General features: G+C 38.9%; 21 protein-coding genes. 7 read left to right on the top strand and 14 right to left on the bottom strand.

Annotated elements, in window-relative coordinates:
* Window positions 1-74 precede the first annotated feature (74 nt).
* Window positions 75-917, top strand: a complete 843-nt coding sequence (locus AC1M87_RS10640) for a universal stress protein (RefSeq protein WP_481593667.1) — start codon at window positions 75-77, stop codon at window positions 915-917.
* Between the two features lie 279 nt (window positions 918-1,196).
* Here the strand turns inward: AC1M87_RS10640 and AC1M87_RS10645 are convergent, their stop codons facing one another.
* The 4 genes from AC1M87_RS10645 to mutS form a co-directional block, all read right to left on the bottom strand.
* Window positions 1,197-1,862, bottom strand: a complete 666-nt coding sequence (locus AC1M87_RS10645) for an O-methyltransferase (protein ID WP_035266381.1) — start codon at window positions 1,860-1,862, stop codon at window positions 1,197-1,199.
* Between the two features lie 136 nt (window positions 1,863-1,998).
* Window positions 1,999-2,718: a peptidase M15 gene (locus tag AC1M87_RS10650; RefSeq protein ID WP_481593668.1), complete on the bottom strand. Its 720-nt coding sequence runs from the start codon at window positions 2,716-2,718 to the stop codon at window positions 1,999-2,001.
* A gap of 130 nt (window positions 2,719-2,848) precedes the next feature.
* Entirely contained in the window at window positions 2,849-3,172 is a 324-nt protein-coding gene (gene fdxA / locus AC1M87_RS10655; RefSeq protein WP_035266386.1) for a ferredoxin FdxA, read from the bottom strand.
* A 235-nt stretch (window positions 3,173-3,407) separates the two neighbouring features.
* Window positions 3,408-6,059 (bottom strand): DNA mismatch repair protein MutS, encoded by a 2,652-nt coding sequence (mutS, locus tag AC1M87_RS10660; protein WP_481593669.1) that lies wholly within the window; start codon window positions 6,057-6,059, stop codon window positions 3,408-3,410.
* 298 nt (window positions 6,060-6,357) lie between these two features.
* Here mutS and AC1M87_RS10665 point away from each other — a divergent pair, with 298 nt between their 5' ends.
* The 5 genes from AC1M87_RS10665 to AC1M87_RS10685 are packed head-to-tail and all read left to right on the top strand — an operon-like array spanning window position 6,358 to window position 11,218.
* Window positions 6,358-7,608 carry a dienelactone hydrolase family protein gene (locus AC1M87_RS10665; protein ID WP_481593670.1) on the top strand — a complete coding sequence of 417 codons (1,251 nt, stop codon included), beginning with the start codon at window positions 6,358-6,360 and terminating at the stop codon, window positions 7,606-7,608.
* Between the two features lie 21 nt (window positions 7,609-7,629).
* On the top strand, window positions 7,630-8,415 hold the full coding sequence (locus AC1M87_RS10670; protein ID WP_481590738.1) for an SDR family oxidoreductase: 786 nt from the start codon (window positions 7,630-7,632) through the stop codon (window positions 8,413-8,415).
* A 21-nt stretch (window positions 8,416-8,436) separates the two neighbouring features.
* Window positions 8,437-9,675 carry a styrene monooxygenase/indole monooxygenase family protein gene (locus tag AC1M87_RS10675; protein WP_092767736.1) on the top strand — a complete coding sequence of 413 codons (1,239 nt, stop codon included), beginning with the start codon at window positions 8,437-8,439 and terminating at the stop codon, window positions 9,673-9,675.
* Window positions 9,676-9,694: 19 nt separating this feature from the next.
* Entirely contained in the window at window positions 9,695-10,219 is a 525-nt protein-coding gene (locus AC1M87_RS10680) for a flavin reductase family protein (protein WP_180028210.1), read from the top strand.
* A 54-nt stretch (window positions 10,220-10,273) separates the two neighbouring features.
* Window positions 10,274-11,218, top strand: a complete 945-nt coding sequence (locus AC1M87_RS10685) for a SphA family protein (protein WP_481593671.1) — start codon at window positions 10,274-10,276, stop codon at window positions 11,216-11,218.
* 48 nt (window positions 11,219-11,266) lie between these two features.
* Here AC1M87_RS10685 and AC1M87_RS10690 read toward each other — a convergent pair whose 3' ends face one another.
* On the bottom strand, window positions 11,267-12,304 hold the full coding sequence (locus AC1M87_RS10690; RefSeq protein ID WP_481593672.1) for an AraC family transcriptional regulator: 1,038 nt from the start codon (window positions 12,302-12,304) through the stop codon (window positions 11,267-11,269).
* Window positions 12,305-12,762: 458 nt separating this feature from the next.
* On the opposite strand from AC1M87_RS10690, the gene AC1M87_RS10695 reads away from it, so the two are divergent.
* Window positions 12,763-13,743 carry an AraC family transcriptional regulator gene (locus AC1M87_RS10695; protein WP_481593673.1) on the top strand — a complete coding sequence of 327 codons (981 nt, stop codon included), beginning with the start codon at window positions 12,763-12,765 and terminating at the stop codon, window positions 13,741-13,743.
* Window positions 13,744-13,786: 43 nt separating this feature from the next.
* Here AC1M87_RS10695 and AC1M87_RS10700 read toward each other — a convergent pair whose 3' ends face one another.
* The 9 genes from AC1M87_RS10700 to dnaE all read right to left on the bottom strand — a co-directional run bounded on the left by AC1M87_RS10700 (window position 13,787) and on the right by dnaE (window position 26,822).
* Window positions 13,787-15,130 carry an MFS transporter gene (locus AC1M87_RS10700; protein WP_092767747.1) on the bottom strand — a complete coding sequence of 448 codons (1,344 nt, stop codon included), beginning with the start codon at window positions 15,128-15,130 and terminating at the stop codon, window positions 13,787-13,789.
* Window positions 15,131-15,228: 98 nt separating this feature from the next.
* Window positions 15,229-16,263 (bottom strand): anthranilate 1,2-dioxygenase electron transfer component AntC, encoded by a 1,035-nt coding sequence (antC, locus tag AC1M87_RS10705; RefSeq protein WP_481593674.1) that lies wholly within the window; start codon window positions 16,261-16,263, stop codon window positions 15,229-15,231.
* 11 nt (window positions 16,264-16,274) lie between these two features.
* Complete coding sequence (gene antB, locus AC1M87_RS10710; RefSeq protein WP_481593675.1) at window positions 16,275-16,766, bottom strand: anthranilate 1,2-dioxygenase small subunit; 492 nt, start codon at window positions 16,764-16,766, stop codon at window positions 16,275-16,277.
* 2 nt (window positions 16,767-16,768) lie between these two features.
* Window positions 16,769-18,205: an anthranilate 1,2-dioxygenase large subunit gene (gene antA, locus AC1M87_RS10715; RefSeq protein ID WP_481593676.1), complete on the bottom strand. Its 1,437-nt coding sequence runs from the start codon at window positions 18,203-18,205 to the stop codon at window positions 16,769-16,771.
* A gap of 230 nt (window positions 18,206-18,435) precedes the next feature.
* Complete coding sequence (locus AC1M87_RS10720; protein ID WP_481593709.1) at window positions 18,436-20,439, bottom strand: esterase/lipase family protein; 2,004 nt, start codon at window positions 20,437-20,439, stop codon at window positions 18,436-18,438.
* Between the two features lie 115 nt (window positions 20,440-20,554).
* Window positions 20,555-21,472 carry an ABUW_2363 family tetratricopeptide repeat lipoprotein gene (locus tag AC1M87_RS10725; RefSeq protein WP_035266116.1) on the bottom strand — a complete coding sequence of 306 codons (918 nt, stop codon included), beginning with the start codon at window positions 21,470-21,472 and terminating at the stop codon, window positions 20,555-20,557.
* A gap of 110 nt (window positions 21,473-21,582) precedes the next feature.
* Window positions 21,583-22,395: a serine O-acetyltransferase gene (gene cysE / locus AC1M87_RS10730; RefSeq protein WP_481593677.1), complete on the bottom strand. Its 813-nt coding sequence runs from the start codon at window positions 22,393-22,395 to the stop codon at window positions 21,583-21,585.
* Window positions 22,388-23,230, bottom strand: coding sequence for an RNA methyltransferase (locus AC1M87_RS10735; RefSeq protein WP_481590734.1), 843 nt, complete (start codon window positions 23,228-23,230; stop codon window positions 22,388-22,390). The genes cysE and AC1M87_RS10735 overlap by 8 nt, the downstream gene beginning before the upstream one ends.
* 13 nt (window positions 23,231-23,243) lie before the next feature.
* Window positions 23,244-26,822, bottom strand: a complete 3,579-nt coding sequence (gene dnaE, locus AC1M87_RS10740) for a DNA polymerase III subunit alpha (RefSeq protein WP_481592097.1) — start codon at window positions 26,820-26,822, stop codon at window positions 23,244-23,246.
* Between the last annotated feature and the right edge of the window lie 133 nt (window positions 26,823-26,955).

Here is a 26,955-nt window from a genome sequence, read left to right on the forward strand (position 1 = left end):
CATGTTCATTTGCCCGAAAGCTATGATAGTTTAAAGAAAAGAACAATCAGACATCATGTCAAAGTGAGGCAATCATGAACCGTGTAATTGCGTGTATTGATTCATCCCCATGTATTCATGCCTTAGCTGAAGCAGCAGCCTGGATTGCGGATCGAACTAAACGTGAGTTAGTCCTTTTACAGGTTTTAGATTACTATCCTGCAAGTTATCATCTGGGTGAAATTAGTGGTGTGATTGGATTTGAAAGTAATGCGATGCTCTTAAAAGAACTCGCGGAATTAGAACAAAAACAAAGTGAATTAGCTTTAGATTATAGTAATAATCTTCTTTCACATATTTCAGAAGTGATTGAAGAAAAATATGGTATTACGCCGATAAAAATTCAAGAAAAAGGCGATTTCCTCGAACAGAGTTTCAATGTTTTAAATGAAAATGATATTGCGATTATTGGTCGAGTAGGTGAGCGCTCCGCGGAAAAACACAAAATTTTAGGGAGTAATGTAGAGAATTTTATTCGTGGTGCTCGTTGTACGGTTCTAACTGTTGGTGAAACCTTTAAGCCCCCAACACGTTTTATTTTCGCCTATGAAGATTCTCAGACTTGTAAAGAGATGATGCATCGTGTTGCTAAAAGTGATTTATTAAGAACACTTCAGTGTCATTTGCTTTATGTGGGTGATCATCCTGAAATTCTTGATATCCCAGCTCAGTATTTACGTGAAGCTGGATTGGATGTGGTTGTTGAATACCGTTTTGGAGATGTCGCTGAGAATATTTTAGATTATCAGCAACAACATCAAATTCAATTAATCGTGCTAGGCGCTTATAGTCGCAGTAAAGTAAAACAATTTTTCTTGGGCAGTATTACGACCAATATATTTAGAAATTCAGTCGTTCCATTGTTGGTCGCTAAATGATCAATCAGTTTTGATTAATCTTACTTGATAAATATCGGAAAAAATTTACTGATAGAAGGTGGATAAGTTTTTAGAATAGTAGGGTTATCTGGTTTGATTATTTTATAATCTTTTAATTAAAGTATATTAAAATCAAGTGTTTGTCATAATATTTTATTTTTATCCACAGGAATACAAACAGGAATCGGGGATAACTTTTTCAGGGTTTTAGCGCAAGAAAAAGGAGTATTCAAACTGATGAATACTCCTTTAAGTGATACTAATGACTGCTATTAAGATTTATTTGACAATCGCCAGTGCAAAACCATCATGTCCTTTACTGCCGACGGTTTGTAAGGCTGTACTCGACAGTAGTCGAGGATGATTCTGCATGAGGCGGTACATTTCACGGATACCTTCGATGCTTGGTTTGACATTTTTTTCATCCAGAATATCACCAGCGCGAATCACATTATCTAAAAAAATAATGGTACCTGAGCGTGAAAATTTAAGTGATAGTTCTAAATACTCTGGGTAACTTTGTTTATCAGCATCAATAAATATAAAGTCAAATGGCTCAAAATTTTCAGGTAAAGATTTGAGAATATCCGCAGCGCGACCGACTTTTAATTCAACCGTTTGCTTTAATTTCGCATTGTCGATATTTTCTTGACCGAGTGCTGCATGTGTATCACGACCCTCGATCGTGAGAATATATCCATCCTCAGGAAGAGCTCTTGCTAGCCACATGGTGCTATAAGCCGCAAAGGTTCCAAGCTCTAACACACGCTTACACTGATTCATTTGAATCAACATTTGTAATAACATGCCTTGGTTAGCAGCAACTGCTAGATGGTCAGGAAAACCCTTATCAGCTGTATTTTGTAGAGTCTGAGTTAAAATTGGATCTTCTGGCATCAGATGAGATTCAATATAAGCATCAATATCTGACCATTGTTGTTGCATAACTGAGTACCTGTAGGGAGTTCAGTGCATTGTAATCGTTTCGAGTGAATGTGCAAATTTCTGATGCTTTGATGCTGAAAAATCAGTCAAAAAAAAAGAGGTCAAAGACCTCTTAATTAAATGTGATCATCTAAAATTAGTAATGGCATAAAGATGTATTTCGAGTCAGATCGGGTCCCCAAGTTCGGTAACCTTGAGTATCAATATGTATTTGACCAGTCGCATACAAACCTAAGCCCATATTTAAGCTTTGACCATAATTTTGCCAAAATTGGCACAATTTAAATTTAGAATTTTCGATGAATGCATAATCTTCAGCCTGAGGAAATTCAGGACCGATTCTGAAATCAATGGCTGAGTTATACAAGTGTCGAGACGAACCTGCGCCACCAGCACACTGATTTAATGGAAGGTCACGATATACAGATGTAACCTCAAAATCAGTTAAAATCCTTGCTGCAACGAGATATTTAAATACTTTCAGTGTTGGTAACTGATTCGACCATAGCTCACGGTTTGGAACCATATATTCAGATTTACCACATTTCTGCCAAGCACGTGCTGATTTAAATAATTCAAAACTTGGGATAATATTGCCAACATTATTACGTTCTAAGTATTGTTCATATTCTCGTGCTTGAGCTTGGTTATTACCTTGTATCAGCCAAACACGATAAGAGTTCGGCATGACTTTTGGTCGCGCTGGACGTTCATAGGTTATTTTTTCTTGTGGAATATATATGCGTTGACCATCATTGGTGACGATTGTTCGTCCTTTTTGAGGGGAGGACGTACATCCAATCAATATCAACGATATTGCACTGATTGAGCACAAGCCCTTCAAAATTAATTTCATTATAAATAAATTTTACTAAAGCAAATAAGTTTCTATTTTATGCTAATTGATTATCAAGAATGCGTATAAATTGCAAATAAATGTACCAATTGGGTATAAAAAAGATCAGCCGAAGCTGATCTCTCATTGATTATTTTTCTAAATATTGCAATTTGTTTGGTTTGCCATTCCATTCTTCACGGTCAGCTGGTTGATCACCAATCTGAGTAATGTTTGGCCATTTTTCAGCAAGTTCAGCATTGAGTTCGATAAAGACTTCTTGACCTTCAGGCAGTTCATCTTCCGAGAAAATGGCATTAGCAGGGCATTCAGGCTCACATAACGCGCAGTCAATACACTCATCTGGATTAATGACTAGAAAGTTTGGACCTTCATAGAAACAGTCAACTGGGCAAACTTCTACGCAGTCTTGATACTTACATTTAATACAATTTTCAGTGACAACAAAGGTCATGGCGTCAGCTACCTAAAAAATATGGTTCTAATAACGAATGCTGTATTTTAGGCAAATTGAACGAAACTAACAATTCCTTTTCTTGATATTTAATATAGGGGATGCTACTAAATCAGTAATATTTATGATGAGATCGTACTAATTTGCAAATTCTCAGGCATTCTACCTCTGATTTCAAAAATCATGATTAAAAAAAGCCAGCAGATCGCTGGCTTATTGATTGAGTGTGCTTGAACTAAGATTTTTGGAGTAATTGTTTGAGTTGGTAGAGTTGGTCTAAAGCCTGTCTTGGACTTAAGTCATCTACAATAATTTCTGAAAGAAGTTGTTCAACTTGAGAAGGTTGATGAATTTCAACCACTTTTTCAACTTCAATAATTTTTTCTACAGGTTCACTATTTGAAAATAAATCTTGAGAGAACAAATCTTTTTGCACAGGTTGGGTTTGCAGTTGGAGTTTCTCTAGTTTTTTAAGTTTAGCTTGAGCCTCTTTAATCACGTTTTGAGGAATACCTGCTAGTTTAGCGACCTGTAAACCATGACTTTGACTTGCAGGACCTTTTTGAACCTTATGCAATAAGATGAGATGACCATTCACTTCTTGCGCAGTGACATGATAATTATCAATACACGGATCCATGCCTAATTCTGTTAATTCAAAATAGTGCGTTGCAAAAAGACATAAACATTTAATGCGATGCGTCAAATCAAGGACACAAGCCCAAGCTAATGACAAACCATCATAAGTACTTGTACCACGACCCACTTCGTCCATTAATACCAAAGATTGTTGAGTGGCATGATGTAAAATTTGAGAAGTTTCCGTCATTTCCACCATAAATGTAGATTTGCCTGAAGAAAGATCGTCTGCTGAACCGATACGCGTAAAGATCCGATCAATAGGTCCCAATTTGGCAGATTTCGCTGGAACGAAGCTACCGCAATATGCCAAGAGCGTAATTAACGCCGTCTGACGCATGAATGTGGATTTACCACCCATATTTGGGCCTGTAATAATCGACATACGATGCTGTACATCTAAATAAGTATCATTTGGGGTGTAAGGCGTTTTAATCAGTGATTCAACAACGGGATGGCGTCCTGCTTGAATGTGTATTCCAATTTCAGGGCTAAATTCCGGACGATTCCAATTATATAATCTTGATAGATGTGCGAAGTTTGTCAGTACATCCAGTTGAGCAATAGCGCTCGCCATCATTTGAAGATTGGCAATATCTTGACGTAATTCATCCAATAACATTTCAAACAAAAGTTTTTCACGAGCCAATGCACGTGATTCGCTTGAAAGCACTTTATCTTCGAAAGACTTCAACTCAGGGGTGATATAACGTTCAGCATTTTTTAATGTTTGACGACGAATATAATGGGCAGGAGCTTGTTCTGCTTGCGCTCTGGTTAATTCAATATAATACCCACTCACTCGGTTATAACCGATTTTTAGTGTGTTTACACCTGTTGTTTCTCTTTCTTTGATTTCTAAATCAATTAAAAATTGTCCTGCATGATCGCGTATTTGACGAAGTTCATCCAATTCATGATCAAAACCATTTGCAATGACATTGCCATCTCTGAGTAGAACAGGTGGGTTTTCCACAATGGCTGACATGAGGCGATGATGTAAACCATTAAAGTCACCCAATTCCTCATTCAATTGATTGATTAAAGCGGATTGCGGTGTTGAGGTCATCGGTGCTAATGCATGGCGTAAATACGGAATCTGAGCACAGGCTTGACGTAGTTGCACTAAATCACGTGGTCGCGCACTTCCTAATGCCACACGGCTGAGTACGCGTTCGATATCACTGATTTCTTTTAATACCAGACGAATTGGAGCTTCATGATAGCCAGAGAGTATTGTTTGTATCGCATCTAAACGCTGATCTAACAACGCAGTATCACGAATCGGTTGCATTAGGGTTCGACTAAGTAGTCGGCTACCCATAGCCGTTTGACATTGGTTGGTCAAATCAAATAATGAAGTGCCATGCTCAAACAAAGGATCAATGATCTCTAGATTTCGTCGCGTCACAGGATCAAGAGCGATAAAATCGGAGCTTTGTTCAAGTCGAATTGAACGAATATGTGGCAAAGCTGTTTTTTGGGTATCTTTAGCATAATGAATTAAAGCTGCCGCAGCTGCTTTCGCCAACTCAAGATGTTCAATTCCAAAACCAGATAAAGTACTTACGGCGAATTGATCACATAAAGTTTTTTGCGCATTATTCAGATTGAAGTCTACATTTGGGCGTTTTGTAACGGGACAATCAAGGATTTGCTTAATCTGTTCAACCACTTCTGGATGCTTGAAATCTTCATCAATCAAAACTTCACTTGGCATAAGACGTGCGAGTTCCAGAGGAAGTTGTTCAGCTTGAAAATTTTGTTGTTGGACTTTAAAAATACCTGCACTGAGATCTAATAGGGCGATACCAATTTCATCAGATTTAATACAGATGGATACTAAATTTGAACTCTGATAGTCATTCAGCAATGCATCGTCTGTCAATGTACCCGGTGTAATAATTCTGACTACACCACGTTCGACAGGTCCTTTACCAGTGACTTCCCCAAGTTGTTCACAAATAACAACGGTTTCACCTTTTTTAACTAAACGCGCTAAGTATCCTTCTGCTGCATGATACGGAACTCCAGCCATGGGTATCGGTTGTCCATTCGCTTTACCGCGGTGGGTTAACGTAATCCCTAAAATTTTGGCGGCTTTATGCGCATCGTCAAAAAATAACTCGTAGAAATCACCCATACGATAGAACATTAACGAATGCGGGTGCTGTAATTTCACCGTCATGTATTGCTGCATCATTGGCGTCAATGTTGAAAGATCGATATTGGATTGATCTAAAGTCATCTTTGAAAAAAACCTGTAGTTAAATTTTGAAACGAAGAAGTACTGCTCAAGCTTAGCATGAGAAAAAATGCGTAAATCGATTATAAGATCTATTTTTAGCAAAAAATAAATGAGTCGAACCAATATTATAACCAACGACTCAATTTCGTTCATTGAATAATTAAATTCGATATCCATTTATGCAAATTCTTTGTGTAAAGAATCAGCAGTCTCTGGATAGTCTCCGCATCTTTTGGACAGTTTGTTATCGCATTTCATTTCATGATCAGATCATATTCGATGTCTTAGGGAAGAAAAAATGACAGGTCAAACGATTGAGATCACTACCAAATCGGGGAATCGCTATTCAGGGTATTTGGCAGTCCCAGAAGCTAAGAAAGGTCCAGGGATTGTATTGTGTCATGAAATATTTGGTATCAATGCAGCGATGCGAGCAAAAGCTGACTTTCTCGCAGAGGAAGGCTATACCGTTTTAGTCCCTGATCTATTTTGGCGTACTGCACCAAACATTGATTTAGGTTATACACCTGAGGATTTTGAAAAAGCTTTTCAACTTTATCAGCAATATGATGAAGATCAGGGTGTAAATGATATTCGTGAAAGTTTAGATTTTTTAACGACTTTAGATGCGTGTGACACGACTACGGGTCAGTCAGTGGTTGGATATTGTCTTGGTGGAAAGCTTGCATATTTGGCTGCATGCCGTATTGATAACTTAGCGTGTTCGGTTGCTTACTACGGTGTAGGCATTGAAAAAGCGCTCGATGAACTCTCGAATGTGAAGGGTAAGCTTGTGCTACACATGGCTGAACTTGATCAATTCTGTCCAGCTGAAGCGCGAAATCAAATTACTGAAGCATGCGCACAATTTAAACATATTCATGCTTATGTTTATGAAGGTGTTGATCACGCATTTGCACGACCGAACAGCGATCATTATCACAAACCATCGGCGCGATTTGCCCATGAACGTACCGTAACAGCATTACATGAAACGGTTGGCCCTCACTATGACTTAGTTGCATTGTGGGAAGAGCATATCAGACATGAGTTCGACACGCGCGATGTACCAGCAACCATGGCAACGATGGTCGCTCAACCATATGTGAATCACATTCCAACATTGACAGGTGGTGTGGGATATAGCCAGTTAGCGCGATTCTATCGATATCATTTTGTACATCAAAACCCTCAAGATATGAAAATCACCTCAATTTCTAGAACTGTGGGATCTACTCAGGTTGTGGATGAATTCATCATGAGTTTCACTCACGACACTGAAATTGATTGGTTATTACCAGGTGTAAAACCGACTGGAAAATATGTCGAAATTCCAATGTTGGGGGTCATTCAGTTTAGAGGTCCAAAACTTTGTCACGAACATATTTATTGGGATCAAGCTTCTGTACTTGTCCAAATCGGATTACTTAATCCAGAAGGATTGCCTGTTGCAGGTGTAGAAACAGCGAAAAAACTTTTAGATGAAGATATTCCTTCAAATGGCTTGATGCCAAGTTGGGAGTCGAGTGCTGGTAAGCCAATCGAATAATCAAAATATATGGGGCAAAAAATGGAATTAAATATTAAAGATAAAGTTGCCATTGTCAGTGGTGGATCAACGTTGATTGGACAGGCTGTGGTTCAAAGTCTCGTGAATTTAGGGGCTAAAGTTGCCATTTTAGACATTGATGACTACGGAAAAACCATAGCTGCGCAACATCCTTATGAAGTGATGTTTATACAAACTGATCTAACTTCAGACATCGCAATTCATGAAGCGGTGAACAGCATTAGAAATCATCTAGGTGAAGTCAGTTATTTAGTGAACTTGGCATGTACCTATCTTGATGATGGTTTCAAATCACCACGATCAGATTGGTTAAAAGCATTAGATATCAATTTGGTGTCTATTGTTGAGCTAACGCGTGCCGTATATGAAGATTTGCAAAAAAATAAAGGGTCAGTGGTGAATTTCACCTCGATTTCAGCGCAATGCGCTCAAACGGGACGTTGGTTATATCCAGTTTCTAAAGCGGCAATTTTACAACTGACCAAATCGATGGCAATGGATTTTGCGCCAGATGGTATCCGTGTCAACTCAGTTTCACCAGGTTGGACTTGGTCGAGAGTGATTTCTGAAGTGAGTGGACAAAATCGTGCGAAAGCTGATGCTGTAGCAAGTGATTATCATCTCTTGGGACGTTTGGGTAATCCGGCAGAAGTGGCAAATGTAGTGACATTCTTATTGTCGGATGCTGCAAGTTTTGTGACTGGCGCAGACTATGCGGTAGATGGTGGGTATTCAGTCATGGGGCCTGAAACGAATCAACCCGCAATACCACGTTTAGCAGAATAAATTAAATATTGGAGAATAAAGATGAGAAAAATTGCAATTGTTGGTGCAGGTCAGTCAGGACTTCAACTTGGATTAGGACTGCTTGATAAGGGATATGACATCACGATTTTGTCGAATAAAACTCCTGATGAGATTCGTCAAGGTAAAGTCATGTCTAGTCAATGTATGTTCCATACTGCGTTACAGACTGAACGTGATTTAGGATTAAATTTTTGGGAAGAGCATTGTCCAGCGGTAGAAGGTATTAGTTTTGCTTTGGTTGATCCAGCAAGTGGTGAAAGAGCATTTAAATGGAGTGCGCGATTAGAGCGTTATGCTCAATCTGTTGATCAACGTGTCAAGATGCCTTATTGGCTTGAAGAGTTTCAGCGCCGTGGAGGCAAGTTTGTTCTCCAAGACGTCGGTCTAAACGAATTAGAACATTTGGCTGACGAGTATGAATTAGTGCTCTTGGCTGCGGGTAAAGGTGAAGTGGTTAAAGAGTTTGTACGTGACGCAGAACGTAGCACTTTTGACAAACCTCAGCGTGCATTGGCTTTGACTTATGTGAATGGAATGAAGCCAATTTCGCCATACTCGAGAGTGAGCTTTAATATTATTCCTGGGGTGGGTGAGTATTTTTGTTTTCCTGCGCTTACAGTAAATGGTCCATGTGACATTATGGTTTTTGAAGGGATTCCTAATGGTCCTATGGATTGCTGGGCTGAAGTTAAAACACCAGAAGAACATTTAAATAAAAGCTTAGAAATTCTGAAACAACATTTGCCGTGGGAATATGAGCGTTGTCAAGACGTGACGCTGACAGATCATGGAGGATATTTAGCAGGACGATTCCCGCCAACAGTACGTAAACCTGTCATGACATTGGCTTCTGGTAAAAAAATATTTGGTATGGCAGATGCATTGGTGGTGAATGATCCAATCACAGGTCAAGGATCAAATAATGCAGCTAAGTGTAGCAAGGTTTATTTCGATGCGATCTTAGCACACGGTAATCAAGCGTTTACTGAAGATTGGATGGAGTCAACGTTTGAGAAATATTGGTCATATGCTGAAAAAGTCGTGAGCTGGACAAATAGTTTATTGGTTCCACCTCGACCTCATGTTGTTGAGCTACTAGGTGCAGCCTCTCAAAATCACAATTTAGCTTCTCAGATCGTTAATAATTTTGATGATCCACGTAACTTTTCACCGTGGTGGTTTGACGAAAACGCAGCGAAAGAATTATTAGAAACAGATCAAGTTTCTCAAGTGGCTTGATGGAACTGAGGTGTTAAAAATGGATGTATTAGATAAAATTAATCTGCAAGAGATTGACATCAGTAATCCTCGCGAGATTCGTAATCTTCTTGGTCAGTTTGCCACAGGTGTTACCGTAATCACCACACGTGGAACGGATGGACGAAAAGTGGGTATGACAGCCAATTCATTTTCTTCGTTGTCATTAGATCCACCGCTTGTGTTGTGGAGCTTGTCGAAAACAGCACCAAGTTTGCCCGATTTTGTTGCAGCTGAGCACTTTGCAGTTCATATGTTAACGAAGGAGCAGCATCAGCTTTCTACCCATTTTGCCCGTGGTGCACAAGATAAGTTTGCCACAGTTGATCATGGTGAATGTGATACAGGTGTTCCATTACTGAACGAAGCACTTGCTACACTTGTCTGTAAAAATGTACAGCAATACGAAGGTGGCGATCACTTGATTTTTATCGGTGAAATTCAAAAATATCAACAAACTGCTGGTGAGCCCTTAGTGTTTCATGCTGGTCGTTACCAAATTGCAGCGAGCCATCCAGACCTTTAATCATTGCTTTAAAAACCACGATGAACAATCGTGGTTTTTTTATGGGAAATACACATGAAAAATAAAATTATATTAAGTACTTTAACCTTGTTTACTACAGCAAATTCATCACATGTTTTTGCTTATGATTTACCGACTGTGAATTTGGGTATGACCAGCTTTCTAGATGGTGGACTACCAGCTGGACCTGGTTGGTATTCGCAAACGTATTTTCAACATTATGACAGTGATAAGTTGAGAGATACGAGTGGACAAAAGCTTCCGCTGCCCAAAACAGATTTAAATTATCAAGTGATTGTCGAGCAATTAAGTTACATGTCGACCTATAAACCGACTGCTCATTCAAGTCTAGGTCTGAATTTACTTATCCCTTATTTAAGTAAAATAAGTGTTGACGATGGTTTAAATAATCAAGCCTTAAAAGCTAAAAGTGGATTTGGAGATTTGATGATTGGTCCATTTCTCCAGTTTGATCCAGTCATGGGTGAACAGGGACCAAAATTTGTCCATCGAATAGAATTACAGATAAATTTGCCAACAGGGGAATATCAGCAAAACCGTGATATTAATCCGGGTAATAATGCATTTTCCTTCAATCCATATTGGGCTGCAACGTATTGGTTTAATCCGAAATGGACAGCTTCGACACGCGCTCATTATTTGTATAATTTTAAAAATGATGATCCAACTTATGGTTTTGGTGCTGCTGATGACATCCAAGCGGGGCAAGCAGTACACATTAACCTAGCATCTGAATATGCTGTACATGATCAGATTCGATTGGGTTTAAGTGGGTACTATTTAAAACAGCTTACCGATACTAAAGTTGATGGTGTAAAAGTCGATGGTCGCAAAGAAAGTGTGTGGGCAGTTGGACCTGGACTTATGTATAGTCACTCGCCAAAAAATCATGTCATCGCAAATGCATATTTCGAGCATGATGCAAAAAATAGAACTGAAGGCGATCGATTTCAAATTCGATACATTCATCATTTCTAATCAAAAAAGCCTGTGATTTCACAGGCTTTTTTATTGACAGACATAAAATTAAGAGAAGAGTGAATTTTGTGTAATCTTACGCGTTGATGATGGCAGCTCGCCATAACGACGTTTGTACTCTTGTGAAAAACGACCTAAATGAGTAAAGCCCCACTTAAATGCAACATCAGTGACCGTGGCATGTTCATTATTCATCAGTTCAAGATGAGCTTGTTCAAAACGAAGCTCACGTAAATATGCCATAGGGGTAATGCCAAAATGGTTTTTGAATCCTGCAAAGAGTGTTCGTGCACTTACACCTGATTGTTCAGCCAAGACTTCTATGTTGAGTGGTTCATGTAAGTGGTGGTGAATGTATGCTTCAGCACGTTTGATAAAGTAGGGCGCTAATTTTTTCTCATGATGAGCATTTGCTTTAAAAAAAGCATTATTTGGTTGTCCATAAATAAGCGCATTAAATAGATTTGATTCAAACTGCTTAAATGCAAGTGGGTGGTGGAGAGGATGATGCTCACATTTAAGTGCATCCATCATGGTTCTCAAAAGTTGCAGAAAATAACCACCAGATTGGGTGGTAAAATCAAGTCGAGGATTAAAAATTACATTTTTTTGTTCAGATTTCACGATATGTTGCTGACAATGATGTGCAAAATCATCTTTTGAAATTTTGAGAATGAGTTGAGGGGAGTGAGCACGCCAGCGCATTCTGAGTGACTGGTCAGGTGAGATAATTGACGCTACTTCTGAGTATGAAATAAATTTATCTTGACCAAATTCAATTTCAGCATAGCCTCGAGTAGGAATCTGAATAAGATAAAACTTTTCAAGTTGATCTGGTTCGATCAATACATCTGCGCCATATTCCAAGCGGCTGATAGAAAGAGCCCCAGTTTGAACATGATGCATGCTTGCACTAAAATTTTTAGCTGATTTTAACACTTTTAGAGCATGAGGCTTAAAAATTTGCCCTACATTTTTACAAGTTTCGCTCAAATCTGCTTGATTGAAGACCAAGTTTTGACTGTTGAAAATTGATTCATTACTAAAATTTTGCCCAGTTAGCTGAGAGGAATGAAGCTGGTTCATTGTGAATCCTTTTGGCTCATTAGTAGTCCGTACCATGACAGTAGTGTTAAATTGATATCATGGAATGAGATTTACGATATAAATAAATGAAGCAATATTCAGACCAGAAATAATAATTTTAAAATTTAATAGCTATAGTGGTAATTGAAAAAAATTACATTTATTTATATCAGTCCTATCCTTAGGACGTTATTTAAAAATCTATCTCTATAATCGCTGAATGTCAAATAAAACCGAATTTTTTATCATTGTAATTTTATATAAGTTAATGAAAAATAATAAAAAATTAAAATACCTATTAAGTAATATAAGATACCAAATTAGTATTTTTTAATTTACTAATCTGTGTTCAAAAATATATTTAAATATTTAGTCGAAGCGAAGAGACTTTATTTCGACATTATTATTAAAAATGTTTTATAGTATTTATCATGATTCAAAATAGCTAGGTGAACAGGATGATCACACTCAGCCAACATAAGGATCTTAGTCACGCATCGCGTGAATTGAATGTTGCTCAACGATTAATGAGCCTTATTTGTGGTTCACATCAATTAGAAACTGCTCGTAAAGATCAGCTTGATTTTCATTATTCAGGTATACGCTTGCCGAGTAAAAAAATGGCAATTGGCTGTATCAGTTATGGCACAGATGTATCTATTCAAATTCAGCAGCTAGGTGCATACAGTATCAGTTTGCCTATTCATGGACAGCAAACATTGCGTATGAATGGAGAAACTCATTTATCACATAGTAATAATGGAATCATTGTTTCTAGTCAGGATCAGCAAGAACTCATCATTCACCGTAATTGTAAAAAATTTCAAGTGGTGATTCCTGAAGAAAGTGTCAAATCTGTACTTTCCAATTTGCTTTCTAAACCTGTTAAAGAGCGGGTGATTTTTGAGCCAGATATGCCATTTAGTGAAGATAACTTCCTAAGATTGTGGTGGAATAATATTCAACAATGTTTATCGCTCAGGCAAGATTATTCTCGTTTTGATGGTTTAAATCTGCTTTCTCAAGATTATGAAAGTTTTTTGATTAAGGCTTTGCTTTTAACCCAGCAGAATAATTATTCCAATGAATTAAGATCGCTCCAAGAGTATCAGCTTCCGAAGCCAGTCATGGTGGTCAGAGAGTTTATCCATCGTTTTGCTGATCAAGAGTTGGATGCATCAGATTTAGTCATGATATCGGGAACTTCAAAATCGACTTTATACCGTGAGTTTCAACAAGCGCTGCATATGAGTCCTATGGATTATTTAAAAAACTATAGACTTGAACAGATTCATCATGCTTTGCTGCAGAACAATGCAAATATTTCCATTTCGAGATTGGCTTATGACTGGGGATTCAGACATTTAGGACGATTTTCTCAAGAATACAAAGCCAAATATGGGGTTCTCCCGAGTGAAACACTTAAAATAATGGTTTAAAAAAAAGCCCCTTGATTGGGGCTTTTTAATGACTGAGTTGAGATTACTGCGTTACCTCTGCAGTTGCAGTATTGGCTGATTCAGGTTGTTTTAGTCCTTTTAATGCGAGCGCAATAAACGAAATAAATGTCGGAATTGCTAGGACATAGAAAATACCTGCAAGAGATAATTCAAAAGTAAAAATCAGTGATCCGTAGAACGCACCTAAGATCGCACCGATACGACCAATACCATGCATCCATGAAACACCTACACCGCGGCACACTGAAGGGTAGAACAGTGCTGTTAATGGAAGTAGTGATGATTGAGCACCCACTAATAATGCGCCAATTAAGAAAATTGCAATACCGAGTAAAACAATACTTTGGCTTACGAATGCTGCAACGAAGAACAATACAAATGCTGCGAGATAAGAATATTTAATCACAGTATTTGGATTAACTTTATCCATATACCACCCCATAAAGCATGCACCTATTACACCGCCGAATGGGAAAATCGCTGCAATTAAACTAAACTGCTCTGTTGTAAATCCAGCGGTTTTAAGAATAGTTGGCATCCAGCTGGTTAACAGATAAAACACCATTAGGCTGGTAAAGCAACACAGCCAAAGCATTGCCGAACCCCAAAAGTATTTGCTAAACAAAATTTTAACAGGGCTTTGTTTAGGATCTAATACTTCTGCTTCAGGTAGAACAAATACAGTACTTTGATCAAATGTTTGACCGTGAATCTTCTCAAGAATTGGTTTTGCTTTTTCTTGACGATTTTGTTTGATGAGGTATTGAGGTGATTCAGGTAACTTGGTAATCAAAAATACCAATACAATGAGTGGGATTACACCGCCGATAATAATGACATTTGCCCACCCTTGATTCTCTAATAAGAACGCAGATAAGACACCGCCACTTGAGATCCCTAACATAAATCCGCAACCTGCTAATCCGGTCAGGAATGCTTTACGTTTTAGAGGCATGTATTCGGATACCATTGTGCTGATATTCGGCATAGCCGCACCAAGTCCGACCCCTGTAATAAAACGATAGATCATAAGTTCTTGTGTGTTAGAAGCAAATCCACACATGATGGTGAAAATTGAAAACAACAAAGTCGTCATTACGATGACACCCTTGCGTCCAAATTTATCTGATAATGGTCCTGAGATAATAGCGCCGATCGACATGCCTACTAAGGCCGCACTGAGCACAGGTGCTAGATCTGGTTTTGAAATCCCCCAATCATCTAACAATGCTGGTGCAATAAAGCCTAAGATGCCAGTGTCTAATCCATCACAGAAAAAAACCAAAAACCCCAGAAAGAAAACTGTCCATTGTAAAGGGGACATTTTTTCCCGATCAATAACGTCATTTACAATTATTTTTTGCATTTAAAATTTCCATATATTCAAACGTTAGAACAAAAAAGGACTATCGTTTGCAAAGAATATTAACGATAGTCCTTAGTGATTGTCATCAGCTCATTTAATTATCTTGAGCTATGACTTTGAATAAACTTCTCACTGTAAACACGTCCCTTGTCTATCTGGTGATCAGCTAGCCAATTTTTGACAGCATCGATCATTGGTGGCGGACCACACAAATACATATCGAATGCTGATTCGCTTAATTGCGATTGATCTAAATGTTCGTGGATAAATCCTTTTTTTCCAGTCCAATCATTAGAAGGTTGTCCGATTACGGGATGATACTCAAAGTGTGGAATCTTAGCTGAGTATGCTTTTAACCTTTCTTGTTCACACAAATCTTGCTCTTTGTTTACACCATAATACAGATGTACTGGTGGAATTTGAGGTTGTTTCACAATTTGATCTAGCATTCCTAAAAATGCTGACAATCCAGTACCTCCTGCGACAAAGACCAATGGCTTTTCTTTTTCCACTTCGCGAAGATAAAAACTTCCTAAAGGTGCTTCGAGTAAAATTGTATCCCCAACTTTTGCTCGATCTCGCAGATAGTCACTCATGAGACCTTGCGGGAGTAAGCGAATTAAAAACTGTAATTGATTACCTTCATTGGGTAAATTGGCAAAGGAATAAGAACGCCAATCATTTGCACCAGGAATTTTTAATCGAGCATATTGACCCGGTAAATAATCAATTTTCTGCGTATGTTGACTGGCATCTACATGAATGATTGCCGTAGTTTCAGAGACTAATTCTACGTGAGTCACTTTGGTTTCGAGTTGAAGTGTTTCACCAGCATTACAGAAACTTGAGTCATGATCGAAATAGAATGCAGCATTCGATTGCACTCGTGTTTGACAAGCTAAAATTTTACGCTCTGCCAGATCACGTTCGGTTAATGCTTCTTCATCGACATAATCTTGAGTGTAATTGCCACTTTCACATTGCCCTTGACAGGTTGCGCAAACGCCTTCACGGCAGTCTAAAGGCAATGTGATACCTTGACGGAACGCAGCATCAAGTAAAAGCTCATCATTATTCACAGAGATAAAGAACGTTTTACCATCTGCAAAGTTGAGTGCAACAGAATGACTCATTCTTTTACTCCTTAAACGTGATAGAAGTCGAGCACAGAATCAATTTTGTCATTCAACAAAATGGTGTGCTGTTTACGAATGTGGAAAGTGTCTTCATGTTGACGAAGGATATAAGTGACATGCCCGTAAAAATAGCCTTCTAAACCTTGGCGGTTATAGAATGTCGACCAACCCGCTTTAACTTCTAATAATCCGTCTTCAAGTGTTTTTACACGGATGTTGTGAATCGCATGCATGAGACGCGGAAGGGGCGTAGCTGATGCAGCTTTACCAGTTCCAATACGGAATACGCGATCTTCAAGGCCAGCACGGTTTTCATAATAGATATACGAAAGTCCTTGGTTTGGATCAGTGACGTATTCATGGTCACTAATCCATTGTGGAATGTGGTATTCGCTGTCTTCATCATAGAGTTCTAAATATGCGTCCCATTCATAGTTGTCACAAAGCGCAGATTTTTCATATAAAAATTGAGAAACTTGATGTACAAGAGCTTGTGTCATGATTAAGCCTCCTCAGTTGTCGCTTGTGATGCAGGGCATTCGTGTGGTTCAGAAGTATCTTCAGTGAGTTTAAGTGCTTTATTTTTTAAGCCTTTTAACATGAGATCGCGCCAAACTTGGTGTTGATTGACATATAAACCTTCTTGAGTGATTTCAGTACCCGTGATGACTGGTTTGATCCCTAATGTTTGAGCATTCGGGCTGTCGCCATAATTCCACTTGTGATAACCGCGCGAAATGTCACTCCAGCGTTCTAAACGAGCTTGAAAACCACGCTGTTGTTCACGGAATTCGACTAAATCGTCAGGTGTGCCTAAGCCCGATACGTTGAAGAAATCTTCGAATTGACGAATACGGTTACGACGTGCTTCAGCCGACTCACCTTTAACACCAATACACTGGCTAATGACTTCAGTTTTATTCCACGCAACTGGACGAATAATACGAAGTTGCGAACTGATTTGATCCATAAAGAAAAGGCTTGGATATAGGTTTAAGTTTCTGAGACGGTGCATTGCCCATTCAGCACGTTTTTGACCATATTTCTCAACCAGATATGGCATCACAGTTGCGTAACCAGGACGTACAGTTGGGTTAGGCATGTCACTAAACAAAACGTTATGACCATTTTTAAATGAGAACCAACCATCATCAGTTGTGTCATCACCAGCACCTAATTTACTGTAATCAAGTGTGTCTTTTGGTCCTGTCCCTTTTTGAGCATTCAGTTGCTGACGATATTGAACTGTAGAGACATAGTTATAGTGAACAGTACTTACGTGGTAGCCATCTACACCATTTTCATTTTGTAGCTTCCAGTTTCCTGCAAAGGTATATGCTGATTTACCTGGTAAAACTTCTAATTCACCTGTAGGTGATTGTTCAACCATAAGATCAAGGAAAACACGTGTATCACCTAAATAATCTTCTAAAGTGTCTGTAGCTGTTGTATCTAAGCTAACGAAGACAAATCCTTTATAACTTGCAATACGTGCTTTTTTTAGACCTCGTGATGATTTATCAAAGTCATCACAATACTCACCAGGAGCTTTAACTTTTACGAGGCGACCATCAGATTTGTAACACCAAGCGTGGAACGGGCAGGTAAATGTGGATTGATTACCTTTAGCAACTCGGGTCAATGTAGCACCACGGTGCTCGCAGGCATTGACCATTGCATTTAAATTACCTTGACTATCACGGTTAATGATGAGCGGTTGGCGACCAATTTGAACAGTGACAAAGTCATTTGGTTTTGGAATTTCACTTTCATGACACGCGTAGATCCATACCTTTTCAAAGATCATTTCCATTTCTAGATCAAAAAGTTCTGGTTCAGTAAACATGTCACGTGCGATACGATAGACGCCATCCTCTGGTCGAAAATCGATACATCCTTCAATAAAATCATGCCATTCGATGCTGCTACGAGAACCCATGGTCTAACTCCTTATATCACTTGATTTCATTTATCTTTGAATCTATTGAACAGTGATTAAGGGAGTCAGGCTATCCAGTTTGTTCTAATCGTTATCCATTTTTTCTCAAATATTTTATGGAGAAGGTAATTAAAAATATGAGTGGGATTCAAAAGTCGTCATTTGGGACTATAAAAACAAAAAGCCGATGCATCTTTGATACATCGGCCGATAAAAGCTAAAGGAAATCGTTATTTGGCAATTCCAAGCTCTGTCAAATGAAGTCTGAGGATTCGTCTTAATTCCAACACAGCTTCAGGCGTTTCCTGAATTGAGTGACCACCTTTGATAATAATCTCAGATTGTGCCCCTTTAAGATGCGCACTCTGATAAGGCACGATCCCATCTGACATAACAGTAGGATCTTTACTCTCAGTCACATTCCCCATGATGGAGTGAAATTTAAATCCTTTAATTGGCGTCACAGGTGAGGTTAATTTGGTGAAAGGAGAGTTGTGACTCAGATCACTCGGACCATTTTGAATCAATCCATGACCTAAGTCTTTGACAAAATGTTTAATATTAATATCTTTATCTGAGAGCGATTCAGCAAATGCACCCAAAAATGCACCTGGCAACTTGATCACTTTACGCGCAGCTCGTGTAAACCAACGATCAGCATAATCTGTACCTCTATGCGGTGCTGCTAAGAAAATAGCACGATTAAACTGTGGCACAGGTTTGATTTGTAAACGAGCTTTAAATAAAGGTTCATTCTTAAAGCGGCTAATTTGAGAATTTTTTAATTGAGACAATGCAGGTTGTGTTAAATCAGCTTGGCTCACCAATAATCTTGAAATAATACCACCCATACTATGTCCAATCAGAACTGCATCTTTAGCTGACGCCGTAGATTGATCAAGTGAATTAAATGCTTGTTGAATGATCGCATTCACCTGAAAGCGACTTTCTAAAATTGGCATATTGGTTGAGTAAAATACTTGCCAAACTTGATAATGCTCTCTTAGAACATTATCTCCCATAATGTCATTGGTTAATGCAATCCAAGCTTCTGGACTGCTTGCAAGTCCATGCACCAAAACAATAATTTTTTTGTTTGGATTATAGGGTTCGAGCATAAAGAGATGGGGCATTGTGATTGTATTGTCACGATCAATCAAACTCAAATATGCAGCAGCACCTAAGTTATTTTCGGCAAGCCACAAACCATAAGGTGCAGAGTAATTCGCAGCTAAGGGATAAACTTTTCCACTTACTTTTAATTGATCTAATCCATAAGGATCATAAATATTCAGGGTGAAATGCGGGTCATTCAGAATATCCTCTACATTACTTTGACGCGCAGGCTCAGCGGTCATCGTGACTGAAAGATAACGTGGTGGATGAATGTTAGGATTACGACCATTTTTATAAGCGTGATTTAATGGATCTACAATATATTTACCTGAATCGCTATTTCGCTCTGGCGCTGGAAGCGTTGCGACAAATTCCGCACCGAAACCATCCCGACGGTTAATCGAACGCAAGCCACTAAAATTGAGATTGTAGCTTGAAAGCAGGCTATCTAATTTTTGTTTAGCAATCTGAGGGTAATGGTCATAGTTGATGGTATAAATGCTTTCACCAATTTTTATTTGTTTGGGAACTTTTTCACCCGTATATCGCATACCATAGGTCATCACCATTTTCGCCAAGGCTTGATTGTAGAAATCTCGTATTTGAACTTGTCTATTATCGAAAATACGGTCGCTTGGTTGGCGTTTTGTCTTGAATAGATAGGCATAACTATAACGAATACTTTTATCAAGCATTGCTAACTGTTGGTCAAGACATTGACTATAGTTTTCTTGATGAATTTTTTTCTTTTCTTCTGACTGATATTTATTAATTAAACTGGTATTACACGCAGAAGAATTACTGAGGGCTAATGCCCGTGTCAAATATGCTTCACTTGCAGTTGAATAAAGTTGTTCATCTTGAATTTGTTTAATTTTTTTTAGATCAGATACACATTTATCGGGATCATTAGAACAACTTTCAGCCTCACTGCCTGTCATTGAGAGGACATTCAGACTCGCTTCACTCATTTTTTTACGCGTTAATATGCTATCTCGTTCATTCGCGATCGAGACATTAAGCGCTTGATTTTTTACACTGACGACTTGGCAACCTGTCATAAATAGTGGTGTTGCGATCAGTAGGGCGCCAATGTATTTATTGTTCATCATAAACATATTTTCAACTGTCAGCATGAATCATTAACGCTGAGCATACGTTATTTTTAGGGAGATAAAAATAAGTGCTAAAAAAAATAGACTGAATAATCAGTCTATTTTTTGTGAAATAAGATTATGATTTCGCTGGATTGTTTAAAATTTGCCAAACATTGTAACGACCTTGTTTCTCAATTTCTTGAATCAAGCGGTCAGCAACTTCAGTTTCTTCAGGATATTTCACTTTGTAATTTTTTAAAGTTGTGATTGCATTTTTCTTTTGGCTCAATGCGAGGTAGTTATTAACAGCTACGAGATAAGCTTCTTGAACACCCGCTTTGATGGCCTTATCGATATATGGAATAGCTTCTTTTTGACCACCACCTTCAGACAAAGAGAAACCAAACCAGAAGTTCGCTTCAGCGTCTTCTTTGTTGATCTTCAGGATTTGTTGTGCATATTTTAATGATTTAGTGGTGTAAGCAGAACCAAGATCAAGGTTACGACCCAATATACTTGCTTTAAATGCACGAATTAAGATATCGAATGACGCGTTATCTTTCGCTGCTAAAGTATCTAGTTGAGCTGAAACTTCACGTAATTTAGCTTCAAAACCGCGACGTTCTTGACGATCTGTAAAGCGAGGAGGATAGTGACGTGCTTTACCTTCAACCATCTGGAGGAAGTCATCAATTTCTGTAATGTCGATTTCATTTTGACCCGCTAAAACCGTGTATTTCATCGCACGTTGTGAACTATTCACAGTCGGTACGATTAATTTGTTTTGTTCGAGGATCATCTTTCTGTTTGGATTATTTGGATCAGTCACCTCAAGTTTTTGAAGTGGTGCAGCAGCAGCTTTTTTTAGTTCAAGCTCGAATACTGGAGGTTGGCTATAATTAAAAGGATTTAATGCATAAAATGGCGCACTTAAATCAGGCTCAGAAAAGACGATTGGATCGTTTGTTTTAGATTGTTTTTTAACTGCTGGCGAGCTACAAGCACTCAATAATGAAACAGCGATCATGGTGGCAATGAGGGGCTTAATCGTCATATTTTCTTCCAATATTTTGTTTTTAAATTCTAGTTCAGGTTTTATCTGAGTCTATGAAAAGTCGAAACAACATGCAACTCAGATTCACCTAACTTAGTCAAACTTATACATTAAGCTTTTGATTGTGCAGTTTGAGCTTCGCACTCACGACGAACTTCGTCAATGATTTTTAACTCTTCAGCACTAAATGGTTGTCCATTACTTTGAGCGTTATTAAATGTTGGATCAAGTAATGAAAGTCGCTGACATAGAGTGTTCATGCGCTTTTCATTGTGCTGTATACGATCCAATAATACTCGCATACCTTCTAACATAGGATCTGATTGATCTTGGGTTGTCGCATAAGGCTGAAAACCGATGCTTTCTGCATAATTGCGTCGTTCAGATTCTTTGTTCAAATCTTTTTGCTGGTTTTTGATAATAAATCGCGCTGGGTTGCCTACGGCAGTAGCACCTTCAGGGACTTCTTTAGTGACCACAGCATTTGAACCTACTTTCGCATTCTTATGCACGGTAAATGGTCCCAAAATTTTCGCACCTGCGCCAACGACTACACCATCTTCTAAAGTTGGGTGACGTTTGCCTTTATTCCAAGTGGTGCCACCTAATGTCACGCCATGATAGAGCGTCACATCATCACCAATTTCAGCTGTTTCCCCAATGACCACACCCATACCGTGATCTATAAAAAAACGTTTGCCAATTTTGGCACCTGGGTGAATTTCGATACCAGTTGCGAAACGACTAAAAGAAGACAGCATGCGGGCAGAAGTTTTACACTCTTTTTTCCAAAGCTCATGCGCAACACGATGCATAATCAGTGCGTGAATTCCAGGATAAGTGGTTAAAACTTCAAATGTGTTGCGCGCCGCAGGATCGCGGGCAAACACAGCTTGAATATCTTCTTTAAGCTGTTTAAGCATCTTTTGATTTCTCTTTAGAATCTGACTTTTTCCATGTGCCATTGTTCAATGCCTGAACACGACTGAAAATACCTCTAAGAAGATGGTACTCCATACGATCTAATTGTATACGTCCGAATAAGCGACGCAAGCGTAAAGGCAATAATCGTGGGTTTTCTGGGTCTAAAAACTCGATTTCGTGCAACATTTTTTCGAAATGAGGATAAAATTGTTCCATCTGTTGATGTGTTACCAACGGCTCATCCCAATGCATAGAATCTTCATCAGTCACTCTCATAACAGCTTGAGGATCTTCAACTTGTTCCATGAGAGCCGTGGTCGCCATTCGCATTTCATAGCAAATAATTTGAATGGCTTGAGCGACATTGAGTACGCCATAGTCTGTATTCACAGGGATGGTCACATGGTAATTCGCCATAGCCAATTCTTCATTGGTTAATCCGCGATCTTCACGCCCAAATATTACGGCAATTTCTTGTTGTTCTTTGATCACCGCTTGCATAGATTTATCAGCAGCAGGTCGAGCATCTAATAAAGGCCATGGAATAGTTCGGCTACGAGCACTTGTACCAAAGACTAAATGACAATCTGCGATGGCTTCTTCAAGCGTTTCTACAATCTGAATCTGATCAATTAAATCGGTTGCACCCGCTGCAAGTGCATCAATATCAGGATGAGGATAAGTTTTAGGTGCAACTAAAACCAATTTTGAAAGCCCCATGGTTTTCATTGCTCTAAGTGCGCTACCGATATTCGCAGGCAGGGTAGTATTCACCATGACAATACGCACATGAGACAAATGCGCTGAGACAGCAGCATTATCAATTAAATTCATAAATCTTCCAAAATTAAGAGTATTGACTGACTTCCGTCATGTATTGATCCATTGCTTCATCCATACTGATCTGGTCAGGTGGAGAGGCATGTGATGTGATGACTGGTTCTGATTTTGGTTCTGCGGCGTGGGAACGTGCAGCTTTTGACTTGACATGATACTCCACATGTAAGGCCTCTTTACCAAAATAGTCGCGCAGTTTGAACAATAAGTCATCGAGTGGTGCAACATTCCATTGTGGTGGTAAATGAAAATCAGCCGTTGCATATGGAAAGTCGAGTTGTACTTGTAATGGCACATGCTGACACATATCTACATCACAAAATGGTTGAATGATCTGTGAAAGCTCTTGACCAAGATTTGGCTGAATATGCTCAGGTTGTAATTTGATGAGGATGTGATTCGCACGTTTTTGACGAATTTCGTTTAATGTAAACGCCTTAGTAAGGCGTCCCATCGGACGATCGAAGCCTTCACGTTCATAAATTTCACCTTCAATCACGATCACTCTTTCATTCACAATAATATCTTTAAAACGTTGGAAGCGTTCATGATTTGCTGAGACTTCAATTCGAGCAGTACCATCATCGAGTGTGATCATCATGCGGTTAGGGAAATTTGCGACATCCACAACCAAGCCGGCAAATACTGTAGTCACACCACGACGTGTTGGAGTCAGCTCATTAATTTTGTTAGAAATAAATGCTTTTAACTCGGGGCGATACACATCAATCGGGTGTCCCGTTAAGTATAAACCTAAGGTGTCTTTTTCACCTTTTAAACGGACTTCATCAGACCAAGGTTTTACAGGTTTAGTAGGTTTACGTTGAACTTCTTCAACTTCACCAAATAAATCCATAATGCCAGTTTCGCGATTTGAACGAGCTTGTTCGGCAGCTTGTACAGCTTCAGGCAATTGAGCCATTAAAGTCGCGCGTTCAAGTCCGAGACAATCTAATGCACCTGAGCGAATCAAAGCTTCAAGTGTACGTTTATTGATTTTCTTCAGATCAATGCGATGGCAGAAATCAAATAAATCTTTATAAGGTCCAAGTTGCTTACGTGAATCAATGACGGATTGCATAGCTGCTTCACCAACACCCTTGATTGCACCTAGACCATATACAATGGTTTTTTCATCAATTGCATGGAATTGATAAATCGACATATTGACGGAAGGTGGTAACACGTCGAGACCATTGTTACGACAGTCATCAATCAAGAATACGATACTATCCGTGTTTTGCATTTCCGAAGTCAGTACAGCGGACATAAACTCAGAAGGATAGTGTGCTTTTAACCAAGCCGTCTGATACGCCACTAATGCATAGGCTGCAGCATGTGATTTGTTGAAACCATAGCCTGCAAATTTTTCCATATAGTCGAAGATATGGTTCGCCGTTTGCTCATCGATATCTTTTTTTGCAGCACCTTCAATAAAGATTTGGCGTTGTTTAACCATCTCTTCAGGTTTCTTTTTACCCATCGCACGACGAAGTAAGTCCGCACCACCTAGACTATATCCAGCACAATACTGAGCTGCTTGCATAACCTGTTCTTGATATACCATAATCCCATAGGTAGGTTCTAAGACACCTTCTAATAGGGGATGTAAGTATTCGAACTCTCCACCATGCATACGATGAATAAAGTCTGGAATTAGATCCATTGGGCCCGGGCGGTACAATGACACGAAGGCAATAATTTCTTCAAATTTACTTGGGCGTGCTTCCTTGAGCATTTTTTTCATGCCCACGGATTCAAATTGGAATACCGCAGTGGTATTTGCTTCGGCAAATATCGAATATGCAGCTTTGTCATTTAGCGGAATATTCTCAATCTTTAGAGGTATATCAAACTTTAATCGTTGGTTAATGTGCTGAATAGCATCTTCAATTACAGTAAGATTTCGCAACCCCAAGAAGTCAAATTTAACAAGTCCTGCCGCCTCAACATCGTCTTTATCAAATTGAGCGACACGACCGGTACCATCTTCGTCACACAGTACAGCTGAGAAGTCCGTAATCTTGGTCGGTGCGATTACAACACCACCTGCGTGCTTACCAGTGTTACGCGTTATTCCTTCAAGTTTAAGCGCCATTTCCCAGATTTCTGATGCATCTTCATAATCTGGGTTGGATGGGTTGGTTACAATATCTTTAAGTTGTGGTTCTGCTTCTAAAGATTCTTCTAAACTTAAACCCAAAGGTTTAGTCGGGATCATTTTAGAAATACGATCTGCTAAGCCGTAAGACTTACCTAAAACTCGTGCAACATCTCGAATTGCACCTTTCGCTGCCATCGTACCAAATGTTGCAATTTGAGATACAGCGTCACGCCCATAAGTTCGTGCTACATAATCAATTACACGATCACGACCTGCGATACAAAAATCCACGTCAAAGTCTGGCATCGAAACACGTTCAGGGTTTAAGAAACGTTCGAAAAGAAGTCCGTATGGTAGTGGATCTAAATCTGTAATTTTTAAACTGTATGCAACTAATGAGCCTGCACCTGAACCACGGCCCGGGCCTACAGGTACGCCATTGTTCTTGGACCACTGAATGAAGTCCATGACAATCAAGAAGTAACCTGGGAATCCCATCGAGTTAATGATCTTGATTTCGAAATCTAATCGATCGTCATATTCTTTGCGAATTTCAGGCCAGTCTTCTCCACGTTTCTCCACAGGATAGAGGTGATTAAGACGTTCTTCTAATCCTTCTTTAGACAAATGGGCAAAGAAGGTATCAATCGTATGACCTTCAGGAATTGGATAGTCAGGTAAAAAGTATTTACCTAAGCGAAGTGTCACATTACAGCGTTTAGCAATTTCAACTGTATTTTGAATAGCACTGGGGATATCAGCAAATAACTCCACCATTTGCGCTGTTGTTTTGAAATATTGCTCAGGGCTGTAAGTACGTGGACGACGATTATCACCTAAAACATAGCCATCTGCGATGCAGACGCGCGCTTCATGGGCTTCAAAGTCTTCTTCTCTAATAAAATGAACATCATTATGAGCGACAACACCGATTTGATATTTTGCGGCTAATTTAACAGCTTCAATAATAAAATCTTCTTCTTGTGGGCGATTGGTGCGCGTGAGTGCTAAATAGACACGATTGCCAAATTTTTCGATCCAAGCTTCAAGTAAGGGTTCAGCTTTTTCTGGGCTACTTGAACACAGCATTTCTCCAACATCACTTTTAATCCCTAAAAGTGCAATCATGCCCGGCGCTTGTTCTAACACCCATTCTTTTTTTACACACGGGATACTGAGTTGTTGTCCTTCAATAAAGCCGCGTGATACTACTTCAGTTAAACTACGCCAACCCTCATTATTCATCGCCAGTAAAGTCATACGATGTGATTCATCATTCAAACGAATCACACTTCCTAAAATAGGTTTAATCCCTTTTTTAAGACACGAGGTATAAAACTTCACTGCTGCATGTAAGTTCGATAAATCTGTCATCGCGAGTGCAGGCATAGAATCCTGTACAGCAGACTTCATTAGATCAGGTATACGTACGATTGATTCAGTAATAGAAAATTCTGTATGAACACCGAGATGAACAAACTGCATAGATGAGTCCTTTACAAGAGCAGAGCGTATTTTATCATGCAAAGTGATTTAGAGCTGAGAATCCACGATATTTTATATGATTCGCACAAATTATCTTCGATTTGAATAAAGGCGATTTTATATCAATCAAAAA

This window comes from Acinetobacter sp. 24-47-62 (genome assembly GCF_056779765.1).

Coding starts and splice junctions, on each gene's coding strand:
- AC1M87_RS10640 (WP_481593667.1), top strand. CDS start 75: ATGAACCGTGTAATTGCGTGTATTGATTCATCCCCATGTATTCATGCC.
- AC1M87_RS10645 (WP_035266381.1), bottom strand. CDS start 1,862: ATGCAACAACAATGGTCAGATATTGATGCTTATATTGAATCTCATCTG.
- AC1M87_RS10650 (WP_481593668.1), bottom strand. CDS start 2,718: ATGAAATTAATTTTGAAGGGCTTGTGCTCAATCAGTGCAATATCGTTG.
- fdxA (WP_035266386.1), bottom strand. CDS start 3,172: ATGACCTTTGTTGTCACTGAAAATTGTATTAAATGTAAGTATCAAGAC.
- mutS (WP_481593669.1), bottom strand. CDS start 6,059: ATGACTTTAGATCAATCCAATATCGATCTTTCAACATTGACGCCAATG.
- AC1M87_RS10665 (WP_481593670.1), top strand. CDS start 6,358: ATGACAGGTCAAACGATTGAGATCACTACCAAATCGGGGAATCGCTAT.
- AC1M87_RS10670 (WP_481590738.1), top strand. CDS start 7,630: ATGGAATTAAATATTAAAGATAAAGTTGCCATTGTCAGTGGTGGATCA.
- AC1M87_RS10675 (WP_092767736.1), top strand. CDS start 8,437: ATGAGAAAAATTGCAATTGTTGGTGCAGGTCAGTCAGGACTTCAACTT.
- AC1M87_RS10680 (WP_180028210.1), top strand. CDS start 9,695: ATGGATGTATTAGATAAAATTAATCTGCAAGAGATTGACATCAGTAAT.
- AC1M87_RS10685 (WP_481593671.1), top strand. CDS start 10,274: ATGAAAAATAAAATTATATTAAGTACTTTAACCTTGTTTACTACAGCA.
- AC1M87_RS10690 (WP_481593672.1), bottom strand. CDS start 12,304: ATGAACCAGCTTCATTCCTCTCAGCTAACTGGGCAAAATTTTAGTAAT.
- AC1M87_RS10695 (WP_481593673.1), top strand. CDS start 12,763: ATGATCACACTCAGCCAACATAAGGATCTTAGTCACGCATCGCGTGAA.
- AC1M87_RS10700 (WP_092767747.1), bottom strand. CDS start 15,130: ATGCAAAAAATAATTGTAAATGACGTTATTGATCGGGAAAAAATGTCC.
- antC (WP_481593674.1), bottom strand. CDS start 16,263: ATGAGTCATTCTGTTGCACTCAACTTTGCAGATGGTAAAACGTTCTTT.
- antB (WP_481593675.1), bottom strand. CDS start 16,766: ATGACACAAGCTCTTGTACATCAAGTTTCTCAATTTTTATATGAAAAA.
- antA (WP_481593676.1), bottom strand. CDS start 18,205: ATGGGTTCTCGTAGCAGCATCGAATGGCATGATTTTATTGAAGGATGT.
- AC1M87_RS10720 (WP_481593709.1), bottom strand. CDS start 20,439: ATGTTTATGATGAACAATAAATACATTGGCGCCCTACTGATCGCAACA.
- AC1M87_RS10725 (WP_035266116.1), bottom strand. CDS start 21,472: ATGACGATTAAGCCCCTCATTGCCACCATGATCGCTGTTTCATTATTG.
- cysE (WP_481593677.1), bottom strand. CDS start 22,395: ATGCTTAAACAGCTTAAAGAAGATATTCAAGCTGTGTTTGCCCGCGAT.
- AC1M87_RS10735 (WP_481590734.1), bottom strand. CDS start 23,230: ATGAATTTAATTGATAATGCTGCTGTCTCAGCGCATTTGTCTCATGTG.
- dnaE (WP_481592097.1), bottom strand. CDS start 26,822: ATGCAGTTTGTTCATCTCGGTGTTCATACAGAATTTTCTATTACTGAA.